The sequence below is a fragment of the Agrobacterium sp. NPDC090273 genome (genome assembly GCF_044772305.1).
GTDB lineage: Bacteria > Pseudomonadota > Alphaproteobacteria > Rhizobiales > Rhizobiaceae > Agrobacterium.
This window is the reverse complement of the sequence record NZ_JBIVYN010000013.1, coordinates 59,725-77,020: the sequence shown is the minus strand read 5'-3', so window position 1 is coordinate 77,020 and position 17,296 is coordinate 59,725. Positions and strand designations below refer to the sequence as shown.

Here is a 17,296-nt window from a genome sequence, read left to right as displayed (position 1 = left end):
GCCGCCCAACCGATGGTGATCTCCAAACTGGGAGCGCTCAAAGCCCGACATCCAGTTTGGAGACCTGCTGAGCGTTGCGAGACGTTACCGCTGAGAACTATGGATCTTCTGCAAACAATACGATCATGGGCCCATAACCGCCGTGCCATGACCAATCATTTCGCTTCAACGTCGGACTGAAGAAACCAACTCCATCGCCACCATCGAGGAAAAGTGCATTCTGGCATTTAAGCGTGTCTCGAAACACTGTCGCGAAATCGTAGAAATTGATGTTCTTCTCACTCGCAACAAAAATAAGCATGTCGTCGGCGCAAAGCCCTACCCCACTTCTGCGCGTCCTGTCCGATGAGCCCTTTATGAAAATAGGATTTATCTCATTGTTTGTGACCAGCATGGGACCAGACTGGGTAGCAAAATCAACGTTCGGCGCCGCGGCCCGGAACTGCTTCGTCGGAAGGATACCTGCTCCTCCGGATGAGAGATAAAACACACCATTTGGCTGTTTGAAGAAGTTCGGAGCAGGCTGCTTATCCGATGTCCCAGTGTTAATCGCGTTCAGCTCAGACCCGTCTTCAACATAGAGCCCGACCGGCCTGTACTGTTCATCAAACATGCCTGCATTCATTGCGAAGCGTATCTGCTTTCCTTCAACGGTCATTGCGCGACGAAGGTTCGAAAAGCTCCGATAGGGTTTCCCCTCCTTATCAGCCCACGCCAGTTTCAAATTTGTCGATCCGGGCCTGGCTGCACAAACAACGAAGTCCATTCCGTTGTACCGATGAATCTCGCACGGATCGTGCTCGGGGGTCGTTGCACGGGCTGGACCGTATCCGAGAAAGCAGGTTGTCAAAGAAGCTGCCAACAGCGCGTATTTCAATCTCACTTATCGAGCCTCCAATAATCATCGATACCGCAATGCCACGTGGGCTGGACTGAAGTCACATCAAAAAATGATCATCACCGCGCTCACCAAGAACTCTGTCAGATGACAGAGTTTTACCAGTCTTAGCCTCGGCAGCATTTCTTTGAGCGCACCGCTCGATCAGCAGATCCAAATCGCATGGCTTTACGCATCGACGAAGCCGTGTACAAATCCCATGAGTCCAAAGAACAATCACGCCTGACATCGAAGCAATGCTTCCGCAGCCCTTTTGCATCATATGACCGACCGGGCGTTTTGACGCCGCAGGATAGACAGGAGATTTGCATGAGCATTGTCGCGCCAGTCGTGAAAGCCTTCTGGGACAAGCCGACCGGAAGCTGGCAATATGTGTTTCACGATCCGGCCACCATGAAGGGTGCGATCGTCGATCCTGTCCTTGGTTATGATGCGGCAGCGGCAGCCACGAACACAGTACGTGCCGACGAGATCCTCGATTACATCTCAGAAAGCGGGATCGAGGTCGTCTGGATACTCGACACTCATCCGCATGCAGACCACTTCTCGGCGGCGCAGTATCTGAAAGGAAAGCTCGCAGCACCCACGGCAATCGGCGAACACGTCAAAAAAATTCAGGCGCTCTGGCGCAACATCTATAATCTGGGCGAGGCAATCTCCGCTGACGGCTCCGACTGGGATCGGTTATTCGCGGACGGTGAGACCTTCATGGTCGGCAACATCGCTGTGACCGTTTTCTTCTCACCCGGTCACACGATGGCGTCGATAACCTACGTGGCCGGCGATGCGGCTTTCGTTCACGACACGCTGATGATGCCCGACAGCGGTTCGAGCAGGGCAGATTTTCCAGGGGGGAATGCCCGTGACCTTTATCGCAGCATCAGGCGTATCCTCGACCTTCCGCCCAAAACCCGACTTTTCGTCGGCCACGATTATGCACCTGATGGGCGCGAAGCGCTTTGCGAAACCACCGTTGAGGACCAGATTGTCGGCAACAAGCATTTCGCCGGCCTGCCAACCGAGGGCGAATTTGTGAAGGTCCGGGAAGCACGCGACGCAACACTGCCGTTGCCACAACTAATGCTCGCGGCCCTGCAGGTAAACCTTCGCGGCGGACGGTTGCCAGAACCGGAAGAAAACGGGCGTTCTTATCTAAAGATCCCGCTTGGCTGTTTCGAACCTCGGACATGAGGCAGCCAACGGCGCCGTTTTCGGCCAAAAGTCTTTTCTAGACAGCTTACGGCAAAGCAAGGAAGGTAAGGTCTGAACCGATGCCACGACTGCATCGGCGGAGCTGGAATTGCTCCGCCATTGTTGTCGATCTCTACGCGATCGCCTTCGCCCTGATGATCTGCCAAGCATCGTATGCAGAGATCACGGTCTCCATCTGCGCCGTATGGCCGATGATGAAATCATCGCCGTAGATGGTTTCATCCGGATATTCAGTGATCAGCGTCAGCGGCACAGTGTGCCTGTCATCAATCGTTGATAGGCACGGAAAGCCATTGATGATGCGGAAACCCGTTTCGCCGGCATGCGCTTCGTAAAGTGCGATTTGCCGGTTGTTGTAATCGAGAATTCCCGGAATGGCCCCAAGGTGACTTGTCACATAATCGAGCATCGCTTCTGCCTGCTCTGTCCAGCCCGCGTGATGACGCATGACCAGGAAAAAGCCTTTTGGCAATGTCCACATCGCGAAATTGCGCGGCACGTAACCCGATAGCGGGCGTGTCCACTCATGCGATGGATAACCATGCAGGTTCACATGCACGTCAGCTCCGCTCAGGTCCTGTGCCTTGAACCGGATTGCCTTCTCGTTCAGATGCTGACCTGAATTTTCCTCGGTGCGGTACTCAAGGTCATCACCGAGCGCTGTGTAGCGAGCGGCATGGTGCATGTGGCGCGGGTTGTCGACGCGAAGCCGCTGATGGAGTGCATAGCCATCCGGGTTTTCAAGCGGCGAGATGGTGAAATGCGCGCCGTTCTGTTGCCGAAGTTTCAGGGCTGCACGGATCGCGCCAACAATGCCGGTCGTTTCATTCGGATGCTGGCCACCGCTGATCATGACGGCTGCATCGGTGCCTTTGATGTAGCGGGCGTTCACCGCCCGGCCGGAACGTGAAACGGCGACAAACGCCTCGCCACCAACGTCATCGAGCAACTTCGCAATCTGGGCGGCCGCAACCGGCTCAGCGGCTTTGTCGATCCCCTGCTCCTTACCATCAAGGAAGCCAGTGCTGAGCGCACGGGTCTCGATCGCAACAGAAATCTCGCCCTCACTCCTGACAATCTCTGGCACAATCTGCCCCGGCTTCAGTCCCCGGTCGCCAAGCGGCCTGCCAGACTTCTTCTGGAAAAACTCGAGAAGCGAGAAATAGAAATCCTCGTGCAGTGCCTCGCGCAGGCTGACAACCTCGTCGCCGACAGGAAGGGGCAGATCACCAGCCGGATGCGAAACGCGGATGTTCAACTCTTCGAAATAGGGTTCGTGCGTGCCCCAGTCATGGTTGGCGACAGCGCCGATAGCAGCTTCAAAAAGCCGCTCGTAGTCCGTCTCCAGCCGCTCACCTGCCTTGTCGCCTTCAGCCCGGTACCAGCCCGTCGGCGACAGATTGGTTTCACCGACGACATCAGTGTGCACGCGGTTTGGCGCGAGCACGGTCATTTTCTCTTCAGCATCGCCACGCTTGAGGACGACGTCATAGTGGAAGGCACCATCGGCGCGGGCGATGAACTCAATCCTTGCGGTGCCCACCATGGCTGCCAGTGGATAGGCTTCAAGCCGGAACCGGTTGGCAGGCGCATTCTGATGCACCGGGTAGAACACTTCGATTGCGGTTACACCTTCGAGATCGATGTCTTCGACAAAGGTCAAGAGAAGCGGCTTGTAAGCACTGCGGATGCGCGCATTCACGCCCTTTGCCTTCAACTCGCTCTCCGCTGCGCGACGGCTCGCCGTATCATCGAAGGTCCATGCCTCGAATGATTGTCCAGGGACAGCGCGAGCGACAAGTTCATCGAGGCTGCGATCGAAGGACTGTTTAAAAATCTTGCTCATCACTTTTACCTCGAGGTTCTGCCGGTTGGATCAAGGCTGTCGCGGAGCCAGTCTCCAACAAGGTTAAGGCCAAGCACGGTCAGAAGGATCGCAAGCCCCGGGAAAACGCTGACCCACCATGCCGTCTGCAGATAGGTACGGCCATCGGCCAGCATTCCGCCCCAGCTTGGGATTGTCGGATCGACACCAAGACCAAGGAAGGTAAGGCTGCTTTCAAGGAGGATATTGTTGGCGACGTTCAGCGTCATGAGAACAATGACGGGACCGATGAGGTTGGGCAACAGATGCTGAAGGATGATGCGCCAGTCCCTGACGCCGATAGCGCGGGCAGACAGAATGAACTCCCGTTCACGCAGTGTCAGCACAGATCCCCGCACCAGACGGGCGTACTGCACCCATTGCGACACGATCAGCAAGATGATGGTGTTGGTCAGGCTGCCGCCCACAATCGCAATGAAGGTGATCGCGAGCAGAATGAACGGCATGGCAAGCTGGATATCTGCAAAGCGCATGACCAGCATGTCCCAGAAGCCGCGGTAATAGCCGGCGACCAGTCCGACAGCGACACCGAAAATAACGGCACCGATAACGGAGGTAAATCCGACAAGCAGCGAGATCTTTCCACCTGCCACAACACGGGCAAGAACATCGCGCCCGAGCGGATCGGTGCCGAAGGGGTGCGCGGCATTTGCAAAAGGTTTAGCAAGGCGCGCCATCAGATCGATCTTGTCAGCACCGCCCGGAAAAAGGACGTCGGAGAATACGACGGCAAGGCAGATGACGGTGGTCAAGGAAGCACCGAGGATAAATTCAAGATTGGCAAAGCGCGAAAAGCGGGAGGTTCTGGCAGCCATTGTCAATTACTCCGTGCGGATACGCGGATCGACCAGCCCGTAGGCAATATCGACCAGAAGGTTGATGCCGACAATCATCAGTGACAGGACGGTGATGACCGCCTGCAGCACTGGGTAATCGCGTGCGCCAACCGCATCAAAGGCGAGCGTGCCGAGGCCCGGCCAGTTGAAAACACGTTCAATGACAACGATGCCGCCGAGAAGGCCACCGAACTGCAGACCGAAATAGGTAATCAGCGGAATGGCACAGTTGCGTAATGCGTGTTTGTAGAGAACCTTGGTTTCGCTGAGCCCTTTGGCGCGCGCCACCATGACGTATTGAGAACGAAGCGTGTCGAGCATGGCTGTGCGCACCAGACGGACATTGGTCGCTGTCAGAATGACACCCATGGTCACCGCCGGCATGACATAGCTTGCAAAACCACCCATACCGCTTGGCGGCAACCAGCCAAGAGTAATGGAAAAGAGCAGAACCAGCATCGTGGCCAGCCAGAAGTTGGGGAAGGAGAGCCCAACCAGCGAGAAGATGCGGATCACCTGATCGGCAGCCTTGCCACGTGATGTCGCGGCCTTGATACCGAGCGGGATCGACAACGCAATCGAAACGGCCATAGAAATGAGGGCCAGGAGCAGGGTCGCAGGCAAGGCGTCGGCAATCAGCCGTGACACCGGTGTACTGCCGGTGAAACTACGCCCGAAATCCAGTGTCACCAGACCTTTGAGGAAGCTGAAATATTGCTCGAAGAATGGCCGATCGGTCCCAAGCACTGCACGAATGCGCGCCAGATCGTCTTCCGTCATGGCTCCGCCGCCCTGGAACATGGTGACTGCGGGATCGCCCGTCAGGCGGATGGCGAAGGAAACGAGTAGGGTGATGGCAATGACGACGAAAATCGCCTGCAGCAATCGCTTGATGAGGAAACCGGCCACGTTCTTTACCTTGGAGAGAAATCCGGCCTTGCCCGCTTGATCACGGGCAAGGCGACTTGTCAAAAGATCAACTGATTATTCGACGGTAACGTCGGTCAGCTTCAGGCGGTTGTCGGGCGGTGCGACAAAACCCTTGACCCGCTTGTTGATGCCGTAGATCGCATTGGTGTTGTAAAGCGGCAGTTCCAATGCACGTTCGGCTGTATAGGAGCCAACCTGCTTTAGGATTTTTTCGCGCTCGGCACGGTCTGTCAGCGGGCGCTGCGATTCCAGCAGCTTGTCCAGCGTTTCGTCCTTGTCGTAAGGGTTCCACTTCTCACCCGAATGGTACATCGAGTAGGCCGTGTTGTCGTAGTCGAAGGTCCAGCCGCCCCACTTCTGCTGGAACATTGCGCCGGTCTTGCCCTGCGGAATGATGTCGTTGAGGAGAACGTTGGTCTCATAGGGCTTGATCGTTGCCGTAATGCCGACCATCGACAGGTAGCTGGAAATTACCTGCGCCACCTCATTCATCGTTGCATCATTGCCGCGAATATCGATCTGCAGCGCGGCTCCCGCCTTCACGCCAGCTTCGGCCAGAAGCTTCTTTGCACCTTCCGGGTCATAAGGAAGCGGTTTGAGATCGGCGTCGTATCCGAAGGAAAGCGCGCTCTGGAAGCTGGCGATCTCCGAAGCCTGGCCGGCAAGGATGGACTTGACGATCGTGCCACGATCGACAGCCATGATGATCGCCTTGCGGACCTTCGGATCGGCGGTGATGCCATCACGCGTGTTGAAGCGGAGCGCATCAACCGTCGGGCCGGGAACGCTGACGATCTCAAGCTTGCTGTCGCCTTCGATAACCGGGATCATGCCGATCGGAATGGTCGGCGGGATCACGAGATCAACGCGGCCTGCCTGCAGTTCGGCAACGGCGGTCGCGGGCTCGGTGATAAAGCGATATTCCAGTTCGGAAAGCTTTGGCGCACCGCCCCAATATTCCGGGTTGGCTTCGAGCTTGATATTGTTCTTCGGCGCATAGGAAACGAACTTGAAGGCGCCCGTGCCGACAGGGTTGAGGTTGAAGTTGTCTTCACCCTTTTCCTGAATGTACTTCGGCGGGACGATCATCGCACCGTAACCGGCGAGTTTGGTGAGCAGGACCGGGTCCGGCGCCTTCAGCTTCATATCGACGGTATAGTCGTCGATGACATCGATGCTCTCGATCGCAACGTAGTTGGAGCGCTGCGGACCCTTTGCACCTTCGTCGCCAAGCAGGCGTTCAAAGGTAAACTTGACAGCGGCTGCGTTAAAGGGCTCGCCATTGTGGAACTTGACGTTCTGGCGCAGTTTGAAACGGATACGCTTGCCGTCGTCGAGCTCTTCCCAGGATTGAGCAAGGCCAGGCTGAAGCTTGAGATCGGGACCGCGATAGGTCAGGCCGTCGAAGATGTTGGTCGCAACGGCAGCCCACTGCACGAGGAAGGTATCGATCGGATCCCAGCTTCCCGGGTCCTGCGGGCTTGAAATGGTCATCTTGCCGGCAGCAAGGGCTGGTGCAGCCGTCAAAGCTGTTCCTGCCAGGGCAAACGCGACGAGCGTTGCCGTCATCCCCTTCTTGATTGTTGTCATCTACCTGTTCCTCTTCAGATGGTTGCGATTTTTCGCGGTTGTTCAGGCACTCTTCGCGATGAAGTGGCCCGGATTGATTTCCTCATGGGCGAGAATGGCCGGTTCGTCGCCGACACGGCGAACGGGGTTGGGTATTTCACCCTCCATGATCGCGCCCTGGCGCTCGATGGTTGGATCGGCGACCGGCACGGCCGACAGGAGCCGGCGGGTATAATCATGGGTCGGCGTCTCAAATACCTGCTGGCGGCTGCCCATTTCCATGATCTGGCCGAGATAGAGAACCGCAACGCGATGGCTCATCTTTTCCACCACCGCCATGTCATGGCTGATGAAGAGGTAGGCCAGGCCGCGTTCGGCCTGCAGATCCATGAACAGATTGATAATCTGCGCCTGAATGGAGACATCGAGCGCTGACAGCGCCTCGTCGGCAATGATCAGTTTTGGATCGGAGGCGAGCGCGCGGGCGATACAGACACGCTGGCGCTGACCACCGGAAAACTCGTGCGGATAACGCGAGGCGTGTTCCGAACCAAGGCCCACCCGCTCCAGCAGCTCATCAACACGACGGCGCACGGCCTTCGGATCATTGATAAGGCCGTGAGTATTGATCGGCTCGGCAATCGAGAAGCCGACGGTCTTGCGCGGATCAAGCGAAGCGAAAGGGTCCTGGAAGATATATTGGACTTCCTGGCGCATGCGGAACCGCTCTGCTGCGGACATAGCCGAGAAGCTCCGGCCATTAAAGGATATCTCGCCGGAAACCGCTGCTTGCAGTTGCTGAATTGTCCGACCAATCGTCGATTTTCCGGAACCTGATTCACCAACCAGAGCCAGTGTTTCGCCGGCATGAATATCGAAACTCACCTTCTGTACGGCGCTGCAACGGTGTGTCGCCTTGCCGAACAGGTTCTTGCGGACGTCAAAACGGACAAACAGGTCGCGGACGGACAGCAGTGGCTTGTCGTCATATTTTGCGGTGTTCTGCACGCGCTCTTCGCCGACAACGACCGGCTCGCCATCCTGGAGCACGGTCAACGGCATGCGCTTGGGAAATTCTTCACCAGTCATGCTGCCGAGACGCGGAACAGCAGAAAGAAGCGCACGGGTGTAGGGATGCTGCGGGTTCGCGAAGATTTCTCTAACCGGACCTTCTTCGACTTTTTTGCCTTTCCACATGACGACGACATTGTCGGCCATTTCTGCGACCACACCCATATCATGGGTGATAAACACCATGCCCATGCCAAGCTTCTTCTGCAGATCGCGCATGATGTTGAGGATTTGCGCCTGAATGGTGACATCCAGCGCCGTCGTCGGTTCGTCGGCGATCAGGAGCTTTGGCCGGCAGGCAAGTGCCATGGCGATCATCACACGTTGGCGCATCCCTCCGGAAAGCTGATGTGGAAAACGGTGTAGAAGAGCAGAACTGTCTGGCAGGCGGACCATGTCGAGCAGTCGCTGAGCTTCCGCCATGGCAGCAGACTTGCTCAGCTTTTCGTGCAGCATCAGCACTTCGCAGAGTTGGTCGCCAATCGTGAAGACAGGGTTGAGCGACGTCATCGGCTCCTGGAAGATCATGGCGATCTCCTTGCCGCGGATCGAGCGCATCTCCTTCTGCGAGGCTTTCAGCAGATCCTTGCCGTCAAACATGATACGGCCAGAAGCAAACTTCGCGCCCATCATATCGGCCAAGCGCATGGTGGAAAGCGATGTCACCGATTTGCCAGAGCCGGACTCACCGACGACCGCGGTCGTCTTGCCGGCCTCGACTATAAACGACAGGCCATCAACAACGCGGCTTTCACCGAACTCCACACTCAGATCCTCGACCGAAAGAAGCGGGGTGCTGTGGACGGTCTCGGTCATGCTCGTGTCTCCGGCTTGAAATATTCGGTCATTGGAGGGGCGCCACATTTTCTCACCGTCAAACGCCTGCGGGCGGCGTTACCGGTCAGAGTTCCCATGCTGGAATTGGATGGGCACACAATGCGGGAAACAGCAAAACAGACATCCATAGCCAGAACGCCATATTGATTGCGTCTGTTGCTACACCCGCCGCTATTCATCTCGCTCACACCTCCACCCCGTTTTTTTCATAGCAAGTAACAAACGAGAACAATCATGTCCATAGTGTTGAACAATATTTCAATATCGCCGTACAATAAGGCAATTGCTTAATAGTTCAGCAAAACCCATGACTTAGCGCCAGCAGGGCTTTAATCGTTTGAACCTTGGTGACTGTAGGGAAAGAGTCTGAGCGAACTCTAGAAGACGAAAATGCATACATGCACGGCACAAGGGCATATCCGTCAAAGCCAAGAGCGAGCCGTGGGAGCTGTTATCCTCTACGCCTGTGGCACGAGCAAAGAATGTGATCAAGACTTGGTGACTTGGTGACTTGGTGACTTGGTGACTTGGTGACTTGGTCACTGAGCGTCAGGCAGCGCTGACGCTAGCCGCACGACGTTCGTTTTCCGATCACTAATTCGCCGTTACCGACGCCAGACGCAGGCACTCGTCACGCCTCGATCGCGATCAGGCAAGAGCAGACGTAAAAATGGGGTGCCCGGCGCGCGCGTCGCCTGCTTTCGTCTGAAAGCCGAGCCTCTTCAGCCCAAGGCGAACTTCCGGCGCGTTCATGAACAGCTTCCACAACAGACCACTGCGATGGTTTTCCATCATGGCAACGACCGGCCCCTGATCGATGGCAAGATGTGTTTTCGAAACCCATCCGCTCGAAGGTTCGAAAGAGTCCATCAGGCCAAAACGTCCAACAAGCCCGCCACCATTCCATGCCATGAAATGCCGGGCGGCCTCGGATGCCTGGACTGGCAGGAACGGCATGCTCGACAAAGCGGCAGTAGGGGCGATTACACCGCTGTCGCTGGTTGGGGAATTGACTGAATACCCTTTTGGACCATCACATGCCGAAAGCCCCCATCCGTCTTTCTCGGCGTAATGTTTGCGGCAATGCATGTAGTTGATCAACGTATGCGCCTGCACCTGCTCCCTGTAGTCGTCGCAATAGGAATCGCTGAGACCTCGTGGGTCAAGCGTGCAAAAGGAATATTGCGACAGGAATAGTGGTCCGCCAAAGGGTTCACCGAGCGGCAGTCTGACCCCCATGTAATCATTGCCATTGGCGATTGCGCCGCTATGCGCCCAGCCAGAATGGTAGCTTTCCACATCAATGGCATGCTTTGCAGAACCGGCGGCAAGCACATAGCAGATCAGGGCCTCGTTCCACCCGACGATCGGCAGGTTCACAGTCCACGCATGCCGTGGACTCCAGTGCCACCACAAGGGCCCTTTTTGTCCCTTCGTGTACCAGTCCCATTCGACGCCCTGGACAATCTTATCGATGGCGGCACGCAATAAGCACTCGGCGTCTGTCGCCTCAGAGAAATACTCGCGAGCGCAGATCAGTCCCTGGATCAGCAACGCGGTCTCAACCAGGTCTCCGCCGTCATCATACTTCGCAAATGGGATGACCTTGCCAGTCTGTGCATGCACAAAGTGCGGAAATGCCCCATGAAAACGGCGCACTCTCCCGAGTGAGACCAACATCAGATTTGCCCGTTCGAGCGCTTCACGACGGTTGATCCAGGAATTGTGCGCGCCGACCACGAGCGCGAGGAATGCGAACCCTACACCGCCAACAGAGGCAATCTCGAAGACCGGCTCGCCATTGGACTGCAGCCGATCCCTCGGCAAACCGCTCTCTGGATGGCTCCCGGACCAGAAATACTCGAACGTGCTTCGTTGAAGGGCAATCAGTTCATCAGGGAAATGGCGGGAAGACGCTGGGACTGGCGTCCGGACATGAAGGTCATCGCCGCTGACTTTGGGCCGATACTGAATATTCACGGGGGAAGTTGATCCGAAAGACTCGATTGGCAGGAGCGCTCCAGCATCTCCGCAATCATGTCGGAATCATGATTGTAACGCATTCAAAACTGGTGAAACTCGGACGGGGGAGAAATAGAGGAGGAGAAAGACTATGGCACGCAGGGACTTTGATCCTGATACAATCGAGCCGGACGGGCGTCCTCCGGTCAGGGGCAATCTTTTCTCCATCGAAAATGAAGGGCCCTGGCGCGGCTCTCTTTCAGGAGAAACAATAGGGGCATCAACCACTATCCTTGCATATGGTAACGATACGCCAGGGGATGGGCCGCGTCTTCACGTCCATCCCTATGATGAGACCTTCGTTATTGTTGCCGGACGAGCACGGTTCTTTGTCGGCGACCAAGTGCTTGAAGCCGGTGCAGGCGAGGTTGTTCTTGGGCCTGCGGGAATTCCGCACCGGTTTGTGAACCTCGGTCCAAGGCGGTTGCAAACGATCGACATTCATCATTCGCCCCGCTGGATACAGACCGATCTTGAGTAAATGACGCTCATTTTTTTGAGCGCCATAGACATGACCGGCACATCCGAGCCCTACGCTATGATGCGACCTCCGCGGTAAAGGCGGATTTGATGAGCGTTTTCGTATACTCAGCCGCGGGCCTGTTAAAGATCGCGTCCGTTTCACCCTCTTCCACGATTTTGCCGTTCCTCATGACGATCACATAGTCCGAAATGGCCTTGATGACTGAGAGGTCATGGCTGATGAAGATATAGGAGAGGCTGTGTGTCTTCTGCAAATCACGCAGAAGGTCGATCACCTGCCCCTGCACGGACCGGTCCAGGGCAGATGTCGGCTCATCGAGAATGACGACATCCGGTTTGAGGATGATCGCGCGGGCAATGGCGATACGTTGGCGTTGCCCGCCTGAAAACTCGTGGGGATAGCGGTTGCGGGCGGCCGGATCGAGGCCAACTTCCTGCAATGCTTCAATTGCCCGCTTGTCCCGCTCAGCACGGCTGAGCTGCTGCTCGTGCACAAACAGACCCTCGGTGATGATCTCCCCGACCGTCTGTCTTGGTGAAAGAGAACCATAGGGGTCCTGGAACACGAGCTGTAGCCGCCGCCGCAACGGCCGCATCGCCTTTCTCTCAAGACCAGTGATTTCCGTTTTGCCGAAGAAAATACGGCCCTTTGCCGGCGCAAGACGCAAAAGCGCGCGACCGAGCGTTGACTTGCCCGATCCCGATTCACCGACGATGCCGATGGTTTGTCCCTGGCGAAGGTTGACATTGACGCCGTCCACGGCCCGGAAAACGCTTGCCTTCGACAGGAAGCCGCCCGGGATTGCATAATCAACCGTCACATTCTGTCCGGAAAGAACGACGGGCGAGCCTTCACCGACCGCCGCTTTGTGCCCGCTCGGCTCTGCATCGAGAAGCATCCTGGTATAGTCAGCCTCCGGCCGTTCAAAGATATCTTCCGTCGTACCGGTTTCAACGATCTCGCCACGGCGCATGACGGCGACGCGGTTGGCGAAATGGCGAACAACTCCAAGATCATGTGTGATCAAGACCACGGCCATGCCAAAACGTTGCTGCAACGACTTCAGAAGATCGAGGATTTGTGCCTGGATCGTCACGTCGAGTGCCGTGGTCGGCTCATCCGCGATCAGAATATCCGGTTCGTTGGCGAGCGCCATGGCAATCATGACACGCTGGCGCTGCCCACCGGAAAGCTCGTGCGGATAGCTGTCGATACGCCGTTCCGGTTCGGGAATCCCCACAAGCTTCAGGAGCTCGAGCACGCGTGCACGCGCCTGCTTTTTGCTGCCGCCCCGATGGTGAATGATAGGCTCGGCGATTTGCGCGCCGATCCTGTAAAGAGGATCAAGCGACGTCATGGGCTCCTGGAAAATCATGGTGATTTTCGCCCCGCGGATGTCATTCAGTTCATTGACCGGCAGGCCGATGAGCTCACGTCCACGGTATTTTGCCGACCCCTTGATGACGCCGTTCGAAGCAAGCAGACCCATGATACCCATCATCGTCTGGCTTTTGCCTGAGCCCGATTCTCCGACGACGGCGAGTGTTTCACCCGCTCTGACGTCAAGATCGATGCCTTTCACGGCATTCACCGTGCCATCAGGCGTGGTAAAATCGACCTTGAGGTCACGAACGGTGAGAATGGTTTCAGATGGTGTATTCATGTCAACGATCCTTGGGATCGAGTGCATCACGCAACCCGTCGCCCACGAAGTTGAGCGAAAACAGGGTCAGTACGAAGAAGATCGCCGGAAATATCAGTAGCCATGGCGCCGACTGGATGTTGTTGGCGCCTTCGGAAATCAACGCACCCCAACTTGTCAGTGGCGCCTGTACACCAAGGCCGAGGAAGGAGAGGAAGCTTTCCAGAAGGATGACTTTGGGTACGACAACCGTGACGAACACGACCACCGGGCCGATCGTGTTTGGAATGATGTGACGGCGGATGATTTGCCAATCAGTCAGACCCAAAGCCTGAGCCGCCCCCACAAATTCCCGTCGCTTCAGGGCAAGTGTCTGGCCGCGCACGATACGCGCCATATCCAGCCACTCCACCGCGCCGATCACAAGGAAGATCAGGATGAAACTGCGCCCGAAGAAGACCACCAGAACGACGACCAGGAAGACGAAGGGAAGCGAATAGAGAATCTCCACGAAACGCATCATCACATTGTCGACACGTCCTCCGATGTAGCCCGCTGTCGCACCGTAGACAACGCCGATCCCCAGCGAAACGAGGCTAGCCAGAACACCGACGGCGATCGATATTTGCCCGCCCAGCATGACTCGCGCCAGCATGTCGCGACCGTTCGAATCCGTCCCGAAGAAAAAGTATTCCCGGTTGACATCGCCCTCCAGTTTCAAGGTTTTCCCGTCATCTTCCGTAGCAACGATTTTCGTGTTCTCGAATTCGTTGGCGCGGTCGAAATAGCGTGTCGTTCGCGGGTCGATCTGGCCGCTTGACGTGACAGTTGCTGTGAAGGTCTGACCCTCAACCGCAAATTCCTTCAGTTCCACGCGTGCCCTGCTGGCCACCCCTTCCATCACACCCTGAAGGTTGTTCACATCGGGGCGAGGCTCAAGGCTCGGCGCCACCGAGACGTAGGAAGAAAACACCTGGTCATAGGTGTGGGACAGAAAATGCGGGCCGATAAATGAAAAGAGCGTAATCAGCACGAGCATGATGGAGCCGGCCATTGCGGCCTTGTTTCGTCTGAAACGCAAGACGGCGAGCTGGAAAAGGCTTCGGCTTTTCACCGGCGAGTGAGCGGCAAGATTGCCGGAGATATCAGTCATGTCTGACCCTCGGATCGAGCAGGCCGTAGAGAATATCGACCACGAGATTGAACACGATGACGAAAATGGCGACGAGAACGACAGTTCCCATGACGAGTGTATAGTCACGGTTGATGGCGCCGAGGACAAAATAGCGGCCCACACCTGGGATCGTAAAGATCGTCTCGATGACCGCCGAGCCCGTCAGGAGAGCAGCGGCACAGGGAGCGAGATAGGAAACCACCGGCAGCATCGCCGCGCGCATCGCGTGAAACACGACGACATTTCGCGCCGGAAGGCCATAAGCCTTGGCCGTGCGGATATGATCCATGCGCAGAGCCTCGATCATGGCGCCGCGTGTGAGACGCGCGATAACCGCAAGCTGCGGCAGTGCAAGTGCGATCATCGGCAGGATCAGATAGCGTAGTGACCCATCGCCCCAGCTGCCTGCTGGCAGAAGCCCAAGCAAAACGGCAAACACAAGCGTGAGGACAGGTGCGACAACGAAGTTCGGCACGGTGACGCCAACTGTCGAAATGGACATGATCGAAAAGTCGAACGCGCTGTTTTGCCTGAGTGCCGCGAGCGTGCCGGCCAGAACGCCACCCACCAGCGCAAGCAAAAGCGCATAGCAACCGAGCTCAAGCGAATAGGGCAGCCCCTTGCCGATCAACTGCGCGACAGTATTGTCCTTGTAGATATAACTCGGACCAAAGTCACCGGTGACCGCATTGCCGAGATAGATGAGATACTGGCGCCACAATGGCTCATCCAGGTGATAGGTTCTCATCAGGTTTTCCATCGTCTGCGGCGGCAATGGGCGTTCAAGATTGAACGGACCACCCGGTGCAAACCGCATCAGGAAAAACGAAATCGTGACGACGATAAAGAGCGTCGGCACAGCGCTCGCCAAACGGCGCAGAACAAATGAAATCATGATTTTTCAGGCTCCGGCATGGCACGGTGGTGTTAAGCCACCGTGCCAGTGCTGCTTATTCTGAAACGCTCAGGAAGCGGCTGAGGTGTTCGTTTGCAGCGTTGTCTACCCAACCCTTGACGCGGTTCGACACCAGCCAGAGATCGGCCTGCGTCAGAAGCGGAGCAACGGGCTGTTCCTTCATCAGGATGGTCTCTGCCTCATGAAGCAGCTTGGAGCGTGCGGCAGGATCTTTCTCGTCGTAAGACTTTTGCATCAGCGCATCAAATTCCGCGTTGTTGAACTTGGAATAATTGAAGGTCTTGTTGGACGAGACCGAAAGGGCAAGAAAGTTTTCGGCATCCGCATAGTCGGCAACCCACCCGGCGCGCGCGACGTTGTACTTGCCGCCTTCCTGGAGGTAGCCATAATGCGAGGCGACGTCGAGGTTCACCAGTGACACATTTGCCCCGAAGGTGTTCTTCCACATATCGGCAATCGCTGTTGCAACGCGTTCGTGGTTCGGGTTGGTGTTATAGCGGATTTCGATGGAAAGCGGCTTACCGCCGTCGCCATAACCAGCTTCCTTCATAAGCTTGAGAGCTTCATCTTCCCGATCCAGCTGTGACAGCGTGGCGAAATCAGCCTTGGCCGGTTCTCCGTAGGAATCCATGCCCGGAGGGACCATGGAATAGGCCGGGACCTGCGAACCGCTATAGATTTCCTTGGCGAGAAAATCGCGGTCGACTGCCATCGAGAGAGCCTGACGGACACGGACATCGCTATAGGGCGCTTCGCGCGTGTCGAAAGTGTAATAATAGGTCGCAAGCGTCGGCGAAACGTGAACCTGCTCGCCATAGGCCTTTTTCAGTCGATCGATCTGGTCTGCCGAGAAATTATAGGCGAGATCCATTTCCTTTGCTTCAAAACGCCGTACGGATGCCGCCTGGTCGTCGATCGGGTAGAAGATAACCTTATCGATCTTGGTATTGGCTGCGTCCCAGAAACTGGCGTTCTTGACCACCGTCAAGCTGTCATTGGGAACGTGCGCCTGAAGCTGAAAGGCACCGTTCGAGACCATGACACCGGGTTTTACGAAATCGGCGCCGTTCTTTTCGTAGCTGGCCTTCGAGATTGGCAGAGCCGTCTGGTGGGCAAGCAGCTCAAGGAAGAACGGTGTCGCGCGCTCGAGCGTGATCTCAAGCGTCTTGTCATCCACAGCCTTCACGCCGAGCTGATCAACCGGCACGTCACCCTTGTTGATCTTTTCGGCATTCTTGATCGGATAAAGAATATTGGCGTATTTCGCTGCGGTCTTCGGATCTTCGACGCGCTGGTAGGAGAAAACAAAATCCTCAGCCGTAACAGGTGTGCCATCCGACCACTTCGCATCCGCACGCAGCTTGAACGTGTAGACGGTGCCATCCTCAGACAACGTCCAGCTTTCCGCCGTACCGGGAATGATTTTTCCGGCAGCATCGTAAATGGTGAGGCCTTCATAAAGGTCCTTCAGGATGAAGGCTTCGATGTTGATCGAGGTCTGTGCCTGGTCGAGTGTCTGCGGCTCTCCCGAATTACCGCGATGCAGGACTGTTTCTGCAAGTGCAGAACTGGCGCCAATTAGAAGCGAGCTTACCAGCAGAGCGGCGCACGTTGTTGTTTTTATCGACATCATTTTGTGTTCCCATAATATTGCGAGCACGCACACAAGGACATATTGCTGCAAAGTGCAACCACAATAAATTGTGAGTTCATGCGGAAACCTCGACGTTGCCGGCTACGGCAATGTCGTGGGAAAAGTTGGAAATCTGCTGCCTGGTAGACTGGAAATGCCCGCTAGCGCAATCTTCGGCGTGACGACC

The 17,296-nt window shown here is 56.2% G+C and carries 13 protein-coding genes; 2 read left to right on the top strand and 11 right to left on the bottom strand.

The genetic code is table 11. The features are described from left to right. Nucleotides 1-97 precede the first annotated feature (97 nt). Nucleotides 98-883: a phosphodiester glycosidase family protein gene (locus tag ACIQT8_RS24495; protein ID WP_400970939.1), complete on the bottom strand. Its 786-nt coding sequence runs from the start codon at nt 881-883 to the stop codon at nt 98-100. 324 nt (nt 884-1,207) lie between these two features. On the opposite strand from ACIQT8_RS24495, the gene ACIQT8_RS24490 reads away from it, so the two are divergent. Next, nucleotides 1,208-2,089, top strand: coding sequence for an MBL fold metallo-hydrolase (locus tag ACIQT8_RS24490; RefSeq protein WP_400970936.1), 882 nt, complete (start codon nt 1,208-1,210; stop codon nt 2,087-2,089). Between the two features lie 133 nt (nt 2,090-2,222). Here the strand turns inward: ACIQT8_RS24490 and ACIQT8_RS24485 are convergent, their stop codons facing one another. From ACIQT8_RS24485 to ACIQT8_RS24460, 6 genes are all read right to left on the bottom strand, one after another. Further along, entirely contained in the window at nt 2,223-3,956 is a 1,734-nt protein-coding gene (locus tag ACIQT8_RS24485) for a M14 family metallopeptidase (protein ID WP_400970933.1), read from the bottom strand. Nucleotides 3,957-3,961: 5 nt separating this feature from the next. Further along, on the bottom strand, nt 3,962-4,810 hold the full coding sequence (locus ACIQT8_RS24480) for an ABC transporter permease (RefSeq protein ID WP_400970930.1): 849 nt from the start codon (nt 4,808-4,810) through the stop codon (nt 3,962-3,964). Nucleotides 4,811-4,816: 6 nt separating this feature from the next. Further along, the gene (locus tag ACIQT8_RS24475; RefSeq protein WP_400971055.1) at nt 4,817-5,740 is read right to left on the bottom strand and encodes an ABC transporter permease; all 924 of its coding nucleotides are present in this window, start codon (nt 5,738-5,740) and stop codon (nt 4,817-4,819) included. Between the two features lie 75 nt (nt 5,741-5,815). Beyond that, nucleotides 5,816-7,351 (bottom strand): ABC transporter substrate-binding protein, encoded by a 1,536-nt coding sequence (locus ACIQT8_RS24470; RefSeq protein ID WP_400970927.1) that lies wholly within the window; start codon nt 7,349-7,351, stop codon nt 5,816-5,818. A 42-nt stretch (nt 7,352-7,393) separates the two neighbouring features. Next, nucleotides 7,394-9,217: an ABC transporter ATP-binding protein gene (locus ACIQT8_RS24465; protein WP_400970924.1), complete on the bottom strand. Its 1,824-nt coding sequence runs from the start codon at nt 9,215-9,217 to the stop codon at nt 7,394-7,396. 669 nt (nt 9,218-9,886) lie between these two features. Further along, entirely contained in the window at nt 9,887-11,065 is a 1,179-nt protein-coding gene (locus tag ACIQT8_RS24460) for a glucoamylase family protein (RefSeq protein ID WP_400970921.1), read from the bottom strand. 286 nt (nt 11,066-11,351) lie between these two features. Here ACIQT8_RS24460 and ACIQT8_RS24455 point away from each other — a divergent pair, with 286 nt between their 5' ends. After that, a complete protein-coding gene (locus ACIQT8_RS24455) occupies nt 11,352-11,741 on the top strand; it encodes a cupin domain-containing protein (protein WP_400970918.1) in 390 nt (129 codons plus the stop codon). Between the two features lie 55 nt (nt 11,742-11,796). Here the strand turns inward: ACIQT8_RS24455 and ACIQT8_RS24450 are convergent, their stop codons facing one another. Genes ACIQT8_RS24450 through ACIQT8_RS24435 form a run of 4 tightly spaced genes read right to left on the bottom strand, consistent with a single transcriptional unit; the run spans nt 11,797 to nt 17,106 of the window. Further along, nucleotides 11,797-13,407 carry an ABC transporter ATP-binding protein gene (locus ACIQT8_RS24450; protein WP_400970915.1) on the bottom strand — a complete coding sequence of 537 codons (1,611 nt, stop codon included), beginning with the start codon at nt 13,405-13,407 and terminating at the stop codon, nt 11,797-11,799. A gap of 1 nt (nt 13,408) precedes the next feature. After that, nucleotides 13,409-14,539 (bottom strand): ABC transporter permease, encoded by a 1,131-nt coding sequence (locus tag ACIQT8_RS24445; protein WP_400970912.1) that lies wholly within the window; start codon nt 14,537-14,539, stop codon nt 13,409-13,411. Then, entirely contained in the window at nt 14,532-15,455 is a 924-nt protein-coding gene (oppB, locus tag ACIQT8_RS24440) for an oligopeptide ABC transporter permease OppB (protein ID WP_262527132.1), read from the bottom strand. Before oppB ends, ACIQT8_RS24445 begins: the two co-directional genes overlap by 8 nt. 55 nt (nt 15,456-15,510) lie before the next feature. Further along, on the bottom strand, nt 15,511-17,106 hold the full coding sequence (locus ACIQT8_RS24435) for a peptide ABC transporter substrate-binding protein (protein WP_400971052.1): 1,596 nt from the start codon (nt 17,104-17,106) through the stop codon (nt 15,511-15,513). Nucleotides 17,107-17,296 lie beyond the last annotated feature (190 nt).